Annotated in this window: 13 protein-coding genes and 1 tRNA gene; 9 read left to right on the forward strand and 5 right to left on the reverse strand. The window is 72.6% G+C overall.

Translation table 11 applies throughout. The features are described from left to right. The first annotated feature begins 42 nt into the window (after window positions 1-42). Window positions 43-1,041, forward strand: coding sequence for an IS481 family transposase (locus CFI00_RS09090; protein ID WP_207084849.1), 999 nt, complete (start codon window positions 43-45; stop codon window positions 1,039-1,041). A 40-nt stretch (window positions 1,042-1,081) separates the two neighbouring features. Here the strand turns inward: CFI00_RS09090 and CFI00_RS09095 are convergent, their stop codons facing one another. Then, complete coding sequence (locus tag CFI00_RS09095) at window positions 1,082-1,807, reverse strand: GntR family transcriptional regulator (RefSeq protein WP_242532756.1); 726 nt, start codon at window positions 1,805-1,807, stop codon at window positions 1,082-1,084. Between the two features lie 121 nt (window positions 1,808-1,928). Between CFI00_RS09095 and CFI00_RS23860 the strand changes: the two genes are divergently transcribed. Genes CFI00_RS23860 through CFI00_RS09120 form a run of 6 tightly spaced genes read left to right on the forward strand, consistent with a single transcriptional unit; the run spans window position 1,929 to window position 6,236 of the window. Then, window positions 1,929-2,648 (forward strand): divalent metal cation transporter, encoded by a 720-nt coding sequence (locus CFI00_RS23860; protein ID WP_277988365.1) that lies wholly within the window; start codon window positions 1,929-1,931, stop codon window positions 2,646-2,648. Beyond that, complete coding sequence (locus CFI00_RS23865; protein WP_277988366.1) at window positions 2,621-3,169, forward strand: divalent metal cation transporter; 549 nt, start codon at window positions 2,621-2,623, stop codon at window positions 3,167-3,169. Before CFI00_RS23860 ends, CFI00_RS23865 begins: the two co-directional genes overlap by 28 nt. Continuing rightward, entirely contained in the window at window positions 3,166-3,954 is a 789-nt protein-coding gene (locus CFI00_RS09105; RefSeq protein ID WP_242532757.1) for a 5-oxoprolinase subunit PxpA, read from the forward strand. Before CFI00_RS23865 ends, CFI00_RS09105 begins: the two co-directional genes overlap by 4 nt. Further along, complete coding sequence (locus CFI00_RS09110) at window positions 3,951-4,562, forward strand: allophanate hydrolase subunit 1 (RefSeq protein WP_207084850.1); 612 nt, start codon at window positions 3,951-3,953, stop codon at window positions 4,560-4,562. Before CFI00_RS09105 ends, CFI00_RS09110 begins: the two co-directional genes overlap by 4 nt. Next, on the forward strand, window positions 4,559-5,452 hold the full coding sequence (locus tag CFI00_RS09115) for a biotin-dependent carboxyltransferase family protein (protein WP_207084851.1): 894 nt from the start codon (window positions 4,559-4,561) through the stop codon (window positions 5,450-5,452). Before CFI00_RS09110 ends, CFI00_RS09115 begins: the two co-directional genes overlap by 4 nt. Then, window positions 5,445-6,236, forward strand: coding sequence for a putative hydro-lyase (locus CFI00_RS09120; RefSeq protein ID WP_207084852.1), 792 nt, complete (start codon window positions 5,445-5,447; stop codon window positions 6,234-6,236). The genes CFI00_RS09115 and CFI00_RS09120 overlap by 8 nt, the downstream gene beginning before the upstream one ends. Here the strand turns inward: CFI00_RS09120 and CFI00_RS09125 are convergent. Genes CFI00_RS09125 through CFI00_RS09135 form a run of 3 tightly spaced genes read right to left on the reverse strand, consistent with a single transcriptional unit; the run spans window position 6,199 to window position 9,774 of the window. Further along, window positions 6,199-7,020 (reverse strand): PIG-L deacetylase family protein, encoded by an 822-nt coding sequence (locus CFI00_RS09125; protein WP_242532758.1) that lies wholly within the window; start codon window positions 7,018-7,020, stop codon window positions 6,199-6,201. The genes CFI00_RS09120 and CFI00_RS09125 overlap by 38 nt on opposite strands. A gap of 41 nt (window positions 7,021-7,061) precedes the next feature. Further along, window positions 7,062-8,372 (reverse strand): DUF1501 domain-containing protein, encoded by a 1,311-nt coding sequence (locus CFI00_RS09130; protein WP_207084853.1) that lies wholly within the window; start codon window positions 8,370-8,372, stop codon window positions 7,062-7,064. A gap of 1 nt (window position 8,373) precedes the next feature. Then, a complete protein-coding gene (locus CFI00_RS09135) occupies window positions 8,374-9,774 on the reverse strand; it encodes a DUF1800 domain-containing protein (RefSeq protein ID WP_207084854.1) in 1,401 nt (466 codons plus the stop codon). Between the two features lie 157 nt (window positions 9,775-9,931). On the opposite strand from CFI00_RS09135, the gene CFI00_RS09140 reads away from it, so the two are divergent. After that, window positions 9,932-10,888 carry a GNAT family N-acetyltransferase gene (locus CFI00_RS09140; RefSeq protein ID WP_207084855.1) on the forward strand — a complete coding sequence of 319 codons (957 nt, stop codon included), beginning with the start codon at window positions 9,932-9,934 and terminating at the stop codon, window positions 10,886-10,888. A gap of 12 nt (window positions 10,889-10,900) precedes the next feature. After that, window positions 10,901-10,974: transfer RNA gene (locus CFI00_RS09145), tRNA-Ile, on the forward strand. Window positions 10,975-10,992: 18 nt separating this feature from the next. Here the strand turns inward: CFI00_RS09145 and CFI00_RS09150 are convergent. Beyond that, window positions 10,993-12,480 carry a serine/threonine-protein kinase gene (locus CFI00_RS09150; RefSeq protein ID WP_207084856.1) on the reverse strand — a complete coding sequence of 496 codons (1,488 nt, stop codon included), beginning with the start codon at window positions 12,478-12,480 and terminating at the stop codon, window positions 10,993-10,995. Window positions 12,481-12,583 lie beyond the last annotated feature (103 nt).

Raw genomic sequence — 12,583 nt, forward strand, 5'->3', positions numbered from 1 at the left:
GTGGAGCTGTCTAGTTCAACGCTTCACCGACCGGAGGCCCTCGTGTCCCACGCTAACGCTGCCCTAACCCCGCGAGCCCGTCTGAGGCTTGCCCAGCTCGTTGTCGACCGCGGTTGGACCCATGCCGCAGCAGCCAAGATGTTCATGGTCGCCCCGCGTACCGCCAAGAAGTGGGCTGATCGCTACCGGAACGAGGGGCCGGCCGGGATGGTCGATCGCAGCTCGCGGCCGAAGACCAGCCCGACCCGGACCAGCCCGGAGGTGGTGCGTCAGATCGTGCGACTGCGGTGGCGTCACCGACTGGGGCCGGTCCAGATCGCCGGCAGGCTCGGCATGCAGGCCTCCACCGTGCACGCGGTGCTGGTGCGGTGTCGGATCAACCGTCTGTCCCGCATCGACCGTGTCACCGGTGAGCCCTTGCGCCGCTACGAGCACCCGTACCCCGGTTCGCTGATCCACGTCGACGTCACCAAGTTCGGCAACATCCCTGACGGCGGCGGCTGGCGGTACGTGGGACGCACCCAGGGGCGCCACAACGCCGAAGCCACCGCCCGCAGGACCGGGGAGCGCGGCAAGCGGTACCGGCCGCTCATCGGAACCGCCTACGTACACACCGTGATCGACGACCACTCCCGCTTGGCCTACGCCGAGATCTGCACCGACGAGCGGGCCGCGACTGCGATCGGTGTCATGCAACGCGCGGTCGCGTGGTTCGCCGACCACGGCGTGAGCGTCGAGCGTGTGTTGTCCGACAACGGCTCGGCCTACAAGTCCCACGCCTGGCGCGACGCATGCGCCGAGCTCGGGATCACACCGAAACGGACTCGCCCCTACCGCCCGCAGACCAACGGCAAGATCGAGAGATTTCACCGCACCCTGGCCGACGGCTGGGCTTATGCCCGCTTCTACGAATCAACCGAGCAACGCAACACCGCGTTGCCGACCTGGCTGCACTTCTACAATCACCACCGCGCCCACTCCGCCATCGGAGGCCGGCCGCCGATCACCCGACTGAACAACGTGCCTGGACATCACATCTAGTCAGGTCCCGTGCCCGGCGCGTCGGGGCCGTCCCCTCCGGTCAGCCGCGGGTGGCAGCCGCGGCGTACGCCTCCACGAGCTGCGCCTCCGCGGCGTCGAGATAGGTCGCGATCGCCGACTCCGCGGCGGTGAGGTCGCCTGCCTCGAGGAGCTCGAGGATCGCCCGGTTCTCCGGCAGGTAGGTCGCGTGGAAGGCCTGCGGTGCGTCCATCACGTGGAAGACCAGCCGCAGCTCGGCCAGGAGGTGGTCCATCGCCTCGGTGACGCGGGGGCTCTGCGCCAGGTCGGCCACCGCCTGGTGGAAGTGCATGTTGGCCGTGCCGACGGCCACCCACGCGTCCTGGGCGGCAGCGGACTCGCCCTCCTCCACGGCTGCTCGCACGGGCGCCAGCAGGTCGACCGTCGAGGAAGCGGAGGGGGACGCCAGGCGCTCGGCCAGGCGTCGTACGGCGCCGCACTCGAGGATGCGTCGGACCTGGTAGAGGTCGCGCACGTCGTCCACCGTCAGCCTGCGGACGAAGACCCCCCGGTTGAACTCGTGCACCAGGAGGCGCTCGTGGCCGAGGAGCCGGAAGGCCTCGCGCAGGGTGTTGCGCGAGACGCCGAGCGCCGCGCCGATGTCCTCCTCCGACAGCCGGGTGCCCGGGCGGAGGTGGCCCTCGGTGATGCGGGTGCGCAGCACGTCGGCCACGCGGCCCGCCGTGCTGGCGCGGCCGAGGTCGGAGCGCTCGGCGCGCAGCTCCTCGAGCCAGTCGGTGGTGGTCACGTCCGCAGGCTATCCGACGAGGGGGTATTGACGGATTGTTGAACAATCCCTCACTCTGGTGTGACGGGGAACACTCCTGACGCCGATGCCGAGGCCCGGGACCGACACGGACGGACGAGACATGACCGACGAGACACGATCACGCCAGGACCGGGCGGTGGCGAAGGGCACCACGTCCGGGACCGCCGTACGCGGCACGATGCTCGGTGCGATGTTCCTGATGGCGACCAGCGCCATCGGCCCCGGCTTCATCACCCAGACCACGGTCTTCACCGCCGAGCTCGGAGCGGCCTTCGCCTTCGCGATCCTGGTGTCGATCCTGGTGGACATCGCCGTCCAGCTGAACGTGTGGCGGGTGGTCGGCGTCTCCGGCATGCGCGCCCAGGAGCTGGCCAACTCGGTGCTCCCCGGTGCGGGCTACTTCCTGGCCGCGCTCGTGGTCATGGGCGGCCTGGTGTTCAACATCGGCAACATCGGCGGCACGGCCCTCGGCGCCAACGCGATGGTGGGCCTCGACGTCAAGATCGGCGGCGCGATCTCGGCCATGATCGCCATCGCGATCTTCCTGAGCAAGCGCGCCGGGATCGCCATGGACCGCATCGTCGTGGTGCTCGGCCTCCTGATGATCGCGATGGTCCTCTATGCCGCGATCGTGTCGGGCCCCCCGGTCGGGGAGGCACTGCGCCAGAGCGTGCTGCCCGACGACATCGACTTCCTCATCATCACGACCCTCATCGGTGGCACGGTCGGCGGCTACATCACCTACGCAGGAGCGCACCGGCTGGTCGACTCGGGCATACCGGCCCCGAGCGCGTGCGAGAGATCACCCGCGGCTCGGTGACCGGCATCCTCGTGACGGGCGTGATGCGTGCGCTGCTGTTCCTCGCCGTGCTCGGCGTGGTCGCCGGAGGAGTGACCCTCGCCGTCGAGAACCCGCCCGCGTCGGCGTTCGAGGCCGCGCTGGGCGAGGTCGGCGTCCGCGTCTTCGGCATCATCCTGTGGGCCGCCAGCATCACCTCGGTGATCGGCGCGTCCTACACCTCGGTGTCGTTCCTCGCCGGCTTCTCGCGACGCCTCGAGGAGCGCCGCAGCTGGGTGACCGTCGGTTTCATCGTCTTCTCGATGGTCGTCTACCTCGCCCTCGGCAAGGCGCCGGTCACCTTGCTGGTCCTCGCCGGTGCCCTCAACGGCCTGATCCTCCCGGTGGGCTTCGGCATCATCCTGTGGGTCGCCGCCCGCCGCACCGACCTCCTCCGCGGCTACCGCTACCCGAAGGCGCTGCTGGTCGTCGGCGCGCTCTCGTGGGTGCTGACGGTCTACCTCGGCTGGAAGTCCCTCGGCGGGATCGCGGACCTGCTGTGACCACCACCGCCACCGCGAGCATCGACCTCAACGCCGACCTCGGGGAGTCCTTCGGCAGCTGGACCCTCGGCGACGACGACGCCCTCCTGGACGTCATCACCAGTGCGAACATCGCCTGCGGCTTCCATGCCGGTGACCCGACGGTGCTGCGACGCACGTGCGAGCGCGCCGTCGAGCGCGGAGTGATGATCGGCGCCCAGGTGGGCTACCGCGACCTCGCCGGGTTCGGCCGCCGCTTCGTCGACATGGACCCCCACGACCTGACCAACGACGTGCTCTACCAGCTCGGGGCGCTGGAGGCCTTCGCGCGCGTGGCCGGCACCCGGGTGCGCTACGTGAAGCCGCACGGCGCGCTCTACAACGCGATCGTCCACCACGAGGCGCAGGCCGAGGCCGTCGCCGACGCCGTACGCCGCTACGACCCGACGCTGCCCGTGCTCGGGCTGCCGGGTTCGGTGTGGCTCGGGGTGGCCGAGGCTGCCGGCCTCGTGCCCGTGGCCGAGGCCTTCGCGGACCGTGCCTACACGCCCGAGGGGACGCTGGTCTCGCGCCGGGAGCCCGACGCGGTGCTCCACGACCCCGACGAGGTGGCCGGGCGCACGGTCCGGATGGCGACGCGCCACGAGGTGGTGGCCGCCGACGGCTCGCTCGTCGCGGTGCAGGCCGGCTCGGTCTGCGTGCACGGCGACAGCCCGGGAGCGGTCGCCATGGCGACCGCGGTCCGTCGGGGCCTCGAGGAGGCAGGGGTGCGGGTGGCATCGTTCCTCGACGGTGACGCCGGGTGAGGTTCCTGCCGTGCGGTGACTCCGGCCTCCTCGTCGAGGTCGAGGACCTCGGCGACGTCCTGGCGCTCTACGCCGAGCTGGTCGAGGACCCGCCCGAGGGCGTCGTGGACCTCGTGCCGGCCGCCCGCACCCTGATGCTGCGCATCGATCCCACGCGGGCCGACCCGCACGGCGTCGCGCGTGCCGTGCGGGCCGTGCGACCACGCCGGGGTCACCGCCCCGACGCCGGACTGGTCGAGGTGCCGGTCACCTACGACGGCGAGGACCTCGCCGAGGTCGGACGCCTGACCGGCCTGGGGGAGCGCGGTGTCGTCGAGGCACACACCTCCCAGGAGTGGACGGTCGCCTTCTGCGGCTTCGCCCCCGGGTTCGGTTACCTCGTCGGCAGCGACGACCGGTTGGCCGTGCCACGTCGCACCGTTCCGCGCACCCGGGTCCCGGCGAGGTCCGTGGCGCTGGCCGGCGAGTTCACCGGCGTCTACCCGCGGGAGTCCCCCGGCGGGTGGCAGCTCATCGGTCGCTCGACCCTCGAGCCCTGGGACCTGGAGCGCGACCCGCCCGCACTCCTCGTCCCGGGATCCCGCGTCCGGTTCGTGGAGGTCCGGTGAGCTGGCTCGAGGTCGTCGCACCGGGGCCCCTCGCCACGGTGCAGGACCTGGGCCGGACAGGTCTCGGGGCCCTGGGCGTGGGGCACTCCGGTGCGGCCGACGCGCCTGCGCTGCGCCTGGCCAACCGGCTGCTCGGCAACGCCGAGGCCGCCGCCGCGGTGGAGGTCACCTTCGGCGGGCTGGAGGTCGTCGCCCACGGCGAGGTGACGGTGGCGCTCACCGGTGCTCCGTGCCCGATGACCGTCGACGGCCGGGCGCACTGGGGGTTCGGTGTCGTCCGGGTGCCCGACGGTGCGCACCTGCGACTCGGCGTGCCGGCCACCGGCCTGCGCAGCTACCTCGCGGTCCGCGGCGGGATCGGTGGTCCCGAGCAGCTCGGCTCCCGCTCGACCGACACGCTCGCAGCCCTGGGCCCCACGCCGCTCGCGTCCGGCGACACGCTGCTCGTGCGCGGACCCACCGGCCCGCTTCCGGGCGTCGACCTGGCTCCGGTGGCCCATCCCGTCGCCGGCGACGTCACCCTCCGCATCGTCGACGGCCCGCGCGCCGACTGGTTCACCACGGAGGCGCGCGAGGCGCTGGTGACCGAGCCGTACGACGTCACCGCGGACAGCAACCGCGTCGGCATGCGGCTCTCCGGGCCCGTCCTGGCCCGTCGGCGCGACGAAGAGCTCCCGCCCGAGGGCATGGTGTGCGGCGCGCTCCAGGTGCCGCCGTCCGGCCAGCCGACGCTGTTCCTCGCCGACCACCCGGTGACAGGGGGCTACCCGGTCATCGCCGTGGTCGTCGGTCCCGACCTCCCGCTCGCCGCCCAGGTGCGTCCGGGCCAGCGCATCACCTTCGTACGCGTCCCGTCCGCACCCCTCACCCCAGGAGCCCGCCATGACTGACCCCGACCGTCCCGACCGCCTCTCGCCCGACGAGGCCCGTGCGAGGTTCCGTGCCGGCCTCCGGGTGCCCACGTCCGGCTGGTGTGCCGGGTGGACCCAGGCCAACCTCCTCGCGGTCCCACGCGACCTGGCCTACGACTTCCTGCTGTTCGCCCAGCGCAACCCCGGACCGTGCCCGGTCCTCGACGTCACCGAGCCGGGCGCGGTGAGCAGCCCGAGGTTCTCGGGCGACCTGCGCACCGACCTCCCGGCCTACCGCGTCTACGAGCACGGCGAGCTGGTGGCCGAGGTGGACGACGTCGTCGGGCGGTGGCGCGACGACATGGTGGCCTTCCTGATCGGCTGCAGCTTCACCTTCGAGGACGCGCTCGTCGCGGCCGGCGTGCCGGTCCGCCACATCGAGCAGGGCAGCAACGTGCCGATGTACCGCACCGACGTCGCGTGCCGACCGGCCGGATCGCTGTCCGGTCCGCTGGTGGTGTCGATGCGGCCGATGCCCGCCTCACAGGTGGCCACCGCCGTGCGCGTCACCTCCCGCTACCCCGCAGTCCACGGCGCTCCGGTGCACGTCGGGTCGCCGTCGGACCTCGGCATCAATGACCTCGACGACCCCGACTTCGGCGACCCGGTCGAGGTGCGCCCCGGCGAGGTACCGGTCTTCTGGGCGTGCGGCGTGACCCCGCAGGCTGCGGTCATGCAGTCGCGGCCCGCGCTCGCCATCGGCCACGCCCCGGGGCACATGGCGATCACCGACATCCGCGAGAGCGAGCACATCGTCCCGTGAGCGCGTGAGCGCGGACCGGGGAGCAGCACGTCGCGGAGCGGCTCAGCCCCACCCGAGCGGGAACACCTCGAACGTCGCGGCGTGGGTGACGCCGAGCCCCTGTCCGCCACCGCGCAGGATGCCGTCGAGGAACTCCTCGGGGTCCCACCCCTCCCACCCGAGCCCGTCGATGTAAGCGCGGTGCTCCTTCAGCGAGGCCACGCCGGCGTCGAACGTCGCGGTGACGTCGACGGCGTGCGTGGCGTCGGGGGAACCCCCCCGCCCACACCGCACGCACCCCGCCCCACGGCTCGAGGCCGTCGGCGAGCTGTTCGGGGAAGACCCAGCGGTTCCCCGCGTCGCGCACGGCGTCCAGCAGCGCCCTGCCCACCGCGATGTGGTCGGCCTGGTTGAGGTTCGTGCCGCCGAACGTCTCGCGGAAGTTGATGGTCAGCGCGACGTCGGGGCGGTGGCGCCGCACCACCTCGGCGATCGAGCGGCGCAACGCGACGCCGTACTCCAGGATCCCGTCCGGCAGCCGCAGGAACTCCACCTCGTCCACCCCGACGGCCCGCGCGGACGCGATCTCCTCCGCCTCGCGCAGCGGGCCGCACTCGTCGGGGTGGAGCCCGTCGATGCCCGCCTCGCCGCTGGTGACCATGCAGTAGACGACCCGCTTGCCCTGTCCGGTCCAGCGGGCCACGGCCGCCGCGGCGCCGTACTCGATGTCGTCGGGGTGGGCGACCACGAACAGGGCGGTCTGCCAGTCCTCGGGGAGCGGCTCGAGACGGGGTGCGTCACTCATGGTCCGAGCATCGCACCCGCGACGGTGCGTGTCTGCCCTCGTCAGGCCATCACACCGACGGCCTGCGGCGCGAAGCCCGGGAAGACCTGCCCGACGGATACGCCGCAGCGGCGGGTGACGACCTCGGTGAGCACGCTGCGGTAGTCGGTGGTCACGAGCAGGTCGGCGTCCAGGGAGTCGGTGAGCCCGGGCCAGGAGCCCAGGTAGCGCCCGCCCCGCACGCCCGCTCCCGCCACGAACATCACGTTGCCGAAGCCGTGGTCGGTGCCGTAGTTGTCGTTCTCCTTGACCCGTCGGCCGAACTCGCTCAGCGTCACGAGCGTGACCCGGTCGGCGGCCGGCCCGAGGTCGGTGAAGAAGGCGGCGATCGAGGAGGCGAGGTCCCCGGCGTTGCGCTTCATCTCGCCCCACTCGAGGGTGCCGAGGTCGGTGTGCATGTCCCAGTCGCCCTGGTCCACCGTGATCACCTCGGCGCCGACGCCGGACCGGATGACGCGCGAGACGTCGGACAGCGCCTTGCCCAGTTGGCTGTCCGGGTAGGCGGTGGCGGGCGTCCCGGCCGGCAGGTCGCGCGCGGCCCCGAAGGTCTCGGCCCCCGCGATCGCGTCGCGCACGGCTCGGCCCATGGGCGAGCTGCCCTTCCACGCGTGCTGGAGCGCCCGCAGGCGGCGCCCGTCGTCGTCCGCACCGGCCACCTCGGCCTGGTCGACCCGACCCACCACGAAGGCGGGGTTCGTGCCGAAGAGCGACGTCGGCACCTGGTTGCCCATCGCGGTGCCCTGGAGGGGAGAGGCCCCGGGCAGCTCGCCCAAGAGGCGGTTGAGCCAGCCGTTGCGGGCCGTCGATCCCGGCGCCGCGTCCTCGATGGCCTCCATCGCCGCGAAGTGCGAGCGGTTGGGGCTCGCCATGCCGGTGGCGTGCACGGCGGCCAGCGTGCCGGCGTCCCACATCGGCAGGAGCGGCGCGAGCGCCGGGTGCAGGCCGAACATGGCGTCCGGGGCGAGCAGCGCCGTGTGGGGTACGCCGATGCGCGGGCGCGCGGCGTAGTAGGCGGGGTCGCCGTGCGGCACCACCAGCGACAGCCCGTCGGCCGCACCGCGCAGGGACAGCAGCACCAGCGCCGAGCCGGTCGTCGAGGCGAGGCCGGCAGCGGTGCGGCCGGTCACGGCGTAGGCCTGCGGACCCGAGCCGGTGAGCCCGGAACCGAGCGCGATCGCGCCCCCGGCCAGGACGGTCCCTCCGAGGAACGCGCGACGGCTCAGCGCCAGGCGGGCCTCGTCGTAGTCGGGGCAGCCGCAGGGGGAGGCGGAGCCAGAGGTGGCGGCAGGTGAGGTCGTGTCGTGGGTCGTCATGTCAGCACGCCAGGTGGTCGGGGGAGTCGAGGACCGCGGCGAGCAGCCGCGGGAAGCCCCATCGGTAGAGGTCGTGCTCCCGGTCGATCTTCTCCCGGCGGCGACAGCCCGTCGCCAGGGACGCGGTCTCGACCATGCTGCTGCTGGCGCGACGGTGGAGGAGGTCGCGGCACACGTCGTCGACGAGGTCCTCGAACCTGACCGGCTTCTTCGCCGGCACCCACGCAGCGGGCTTGCGGTAACGCACGTCGGTGGTGGGCCACCAGCCGCCGGCCATCGACCAGTGCATGCTCATCGACCCGAGCGCCCGCGAGGGAGAGGCCCAGACCGCGTCGGTCACGGGTGTGCCGTCCGGTCGCGGCCAGGCGTGCGGCGACAGCCCGAGCCCGGAGGCCTGCCAGAGCATGGCGTTGGCGCCGGAGTCGCCCTGCGACGGGCGGCCGACGTCGACACCGAGGGCACGGTAGGTCGCGACGACGTCCTCGCTGGGGTCGCGGAGCTTCCGGCCGGCCGAGGCGCGGAACTCCTTGCTCGCCGCGAGCGCCCGCAGCACCGGCACGATCGCGGTGTCGTTCTCCAGGTAGACCTTCGCCAGTCGCCTGACCAGCGAGGCCGGCGGGTCGTCGCGGACGAACTTGGTCGCGAGCCGCTCGGCGATCCGGTGCGCGGTGTCCGGGTGGTGCGCGAGGTGGCGCAGGTAGTCCTTGGTCAGACGGCGTCCGTCGGCCTTGCGGTTCCTGTCGCGGAAGCCGCGGATCTGCACGGTGCCGGTCCAGTGGTCGTCCTCGACGTAGGACGCCGCCCAGGTCTTCCAGAGGTCGACGTGCCAGCCGGTGAGGATCCGCGACGAGGCCTTGACGTCGTCCTCGGAGTAGTTGCCCGCGCCGAGTGTGTGCAGCTCGAGCAGCTCGCGGCCCAGGTTCTCGTTGGGCGCGCGCTTGGTGGAGGTGGCCGCCGACAGGAAGATCAGCATGGCCGGGTGGGTCGTGGTCTCGACGAGCATCTGGTCGAACCTGCCGAGGGCGTGGCGCCGGATCGTGTCGCCGTAGTCCACGCGCCAGGTGAAGTGGGCGTCGCCGCTCACGGGCACGTGCAGCATGCCTTCCCAGAACTCGGTCATCTTCTCAAGCACCGGGCGGCGGGTGCGGATGCGCCGCACGAGAAGCCAGCGGCCGTAGTCCTCCATCACCTGCCAGCCGCCGCGCACTTCCTGGACCTGCCGCTGCCAGAGGTCGGCGGGCTTCCGGTCGAGGTCGGGCCACCAGCTGCGCACCTGGTCGGCCCCGCGATCGGGGAACGCGCCGGGGCGGGTGAGCTGTCGCTCGAACCACGCCTGAGCGCCACCGGCGCGGCGTACGTCCTTGGCGAGCGTGGCGTCGACGCCGTAGCCGAAGCGCGTCACCAGGTGACGCTGCGACGGGCTCAACAGCTCTGCACGGTCCTTTGCCACCGCGGTCCTCCCATCCCGAGACGCATCACTGTCCCACGACCCGTCGCGCGGGCGGAGGTGAAACCGATATCCGGTTGTCCCGCCCGCTGTGGTGGGGTCGGATGGGCCGGTGGACATCCGCGAGCTCGACGTGACCGACCCCGCAGCCCGGCGCCGCTGGTACGACGTGCAGGACCGGTCCGCCCGGGCCGACCGTCCGTACGCGCTCCTCCAGGCGTTCGACGCCTTCGAGGTCTCCGCCACCCGGCCGGGGCCGTATGCCGAGCGCGTCCGCTGGGAGGCCCACGACGGCGACCGTCTCGTCGGCGTGGCCGAGCTGGAGCTGCCGCTGGCGGAGAACCTCGACCTGGGGTGGGCCGAGGTCCACGTGCTGCGCGAGGAACGCCGTCGAGGAGCCGGACGCGCGCTGTGGCAGACCGTGGCCGACCGCGCGCGGTCTGCCGGGCGGACCCGCGTGGGGGGCGAGGTCAGCATCGACCTCGCCGTCGCCGGGGCGGGCTTCGACTTCGCCACAGCGATGGGTGCGGCCGAGAAGCACCGCGAGGACCACCTCGTCGCGGACCTGCCGGTGGCACCCTGCCCCACCGACTCCGCCTACGAGCTCGTCACCTGGCGCGGGCGGTGCCCCGACGAGCACCGCTCCGCCTACCTCGTGATGCGCAACCAGATGAACGCCGACGTCCCGGCCGGCGAGCTCGACCTCGATGTCACCGTCCTCGACGACGCCAGGCTCGCCGCGTCGGAGGAGCGCCTCGCCCGCTCGTACGACGTCCGGGTGGCCGCCGCCCGTCGCCGGTCCGACGGCGTCCTCGGCGGGTACTCGCTCCTGTTCGTGCCGCACGGCGCGGACCACGCGTGGCAGGACGACACCCTCGTGATGCCCGAGCACCGCGGGCGCCGGCTGGGCGCGGCGCTCAAGTCCGCCGCGTACGCCGCCCTGCCGCCGTCGGTCACCCTCGTGCACACCTGGACCGCGCCCTCCAACACCGCGATGCACCGCACCAACACCGCGATGGGGTTCCGCGTCGTCGAGCACATGTACGAGGTCGAGATCCCCCTCGCATAGGGTGCGCACCGAGGGGCGGTAGCTCAGTCGGTCAGAGCAGAGGACTCATAATCCTTGGGTCGTGGGTTCGAGCCCCACCCGCCCTACGACGCACGTGCGCGACGTCAGCCCTCGCCGGCGATCAGGTAGCCGTCGCCGCTCTCCTGGAGCTGCAGCCGTCCCTGCTCGGTGGTGGTCCGCCCCGACGTCGTGACGTACGTGATCGTGTAGCTGACCGTCATCGCCTCGACGTCGGCACGGATGTCGGACGCAGCTGCGGACTCGATCGTGCTCCAGAAGCCGGAGTACCTCTCGAAGCCGCCGCTCTGCGCCTGGAACTCCGGCGTCAGGAGCTCGAAGGTCGACTCCGGGTCGGAGGTGACGCGCGAGAAGTAGTCGTCGACGAAGGCCCGCATCGCCGAGGCTCCTCCTGTCGGCGACGGCTCGTCGGTGGTCGGCTCGCTGGTGGGCTCGGTCGTCGGCTCCGTCGTGGGTTCGTCGGTGGGTTCGTCGGTGGGCTGTTCGCTCGACGTTGTGTCCGACGGCTCCGGCTCCTGGCTCTGGCCGGCCGGCGCCTCGGCGGTGCTGTCGGTGTCGCCGTCGTCGGGCCAGAGAAGCCATGCGCCCAGCCCGAGGAGGATCACGAGGGCTGCGACGGTCGCGATGCGCCCCAGGGGCGGGCCGTCGCGCCGGGAGGAGGTCGTCACCGGGGCGACCGGCGACGACTCGGGCGTGCTGGCTGCGGATGCCGTCCCGGGCACCGCGCCCAGGGTCAGTGTCGCCTCGCTGTCGGGACGAGCGCCCGCGGCGGCGGAAGCCGCTGGGGGGTTCGCGGCGCGCCGCAGCTCGTCGCGTACGCGCTCCACCGGCCAGCGCTCGTCGGGATCCTTCTGCATCATGCCGGCGAGCACCGCTGCCAGGGGGTGGTCGTCCGGCAGGCGCGGCGGGTCGTCGTGGACGATCTTGTAGAGGCCGCCGAGGACGTTCTGGCCCATGTCGTACGGCGCCCGACCGACGACCGCGTGGAACAGCGTGGCGCCGAGCGACCAGACGTCGCTCGCCGTGGTCGCCACGGACCCGGACGCGATCTCGGGGGCCAGGTAGGCGGGGGACCCGGTCACCAGTCCGGTGCGCGTCAGGGCCGCGTCGTTCGCCGACCTCGCGATGCCGAAGTCGCCCAGCTTCGCGTGGTCGTGGTCGTCGACCATGATGTTGCTGGGCTTCACGTCACGGTGCACGATCCCGGCTCGGGTGGCCTCGACGAGCCCGTCGGCGGCCTGGGCGAGGATCCCGGCGGCCCGGGTCGGCTCCAGCGGTCCCTCGGCCACCACGACCTCGGTGAGCGTGCGTCCCTCGACGTGCTCCATCACGAGCCAGTAGCAGTCCTCGTCCTGGACGAGGTCCAGGATCGAGACCACGTGCGGATGGTTGATCCCAGCGGCCAGGCGGGCCTCGCGCCGGGCGCGGGCGACGTCGTCCTCGGTGGTGCCGGGGAGCAGCCCCATCCGCTTGATGGCGACGTGCCGGTCCAGCACCTCGTCGTGTCCGAGGTGGACGACACCGGCTCCGCCGCGCCCGATCTCCCGGACGAGCGTGTACCTGCCTGCAATCACAGTGGATGCCCCTTTCGTGGCTCCGCCTCAGGCTAGACACGTGACCGGTCATCTCCGCACACCCGTGGGGACCAGTCGACCCCGCGGGGGGTGCTAGCACCAT

It is taken from the genome of Nocardioides sp. S5 (assembly GCF_017310035.1).
Taxonomy (GTDB): domain Bacteria; phylum Actinomycetota; class Actinomycetes; order Propionibacteriales; family Nocardioidaceae; genus Nocardioides.

Excerpts from the sequence above, each read along its gene's own strand:
- CFI00_RS09120 (WP_207084852.1), top strand. The coding sequence starts at position 5,445 with ATGACTGACCCCGACCGTCCCGACCGCCTCTCGCCCGACGAGGCCCGT.
- CFI00_RS23860 (WP_277988365.1), top strand. The coding sequence starts at position 1,929 with ATGACCGACGAGACACGATCACGCCAGGACCGGGCGGTGGCGAAGGGC.
- CFI00_RS09125 (WP_242532758.1), bottom strand. The coding sequence starts at position 7,020 with ATGAGTGACGCACCCCGTCTCGAGCCGCTCCCCGAGGACTGGCAGACC.
- CFI00_RS09130 (WP_207084853.1), bottom strand. The coding sequence starts at position 8,372 with ATGACGACCCACGACACGACCTCACCTGCCGCCACCTCTGGCTCCGCC.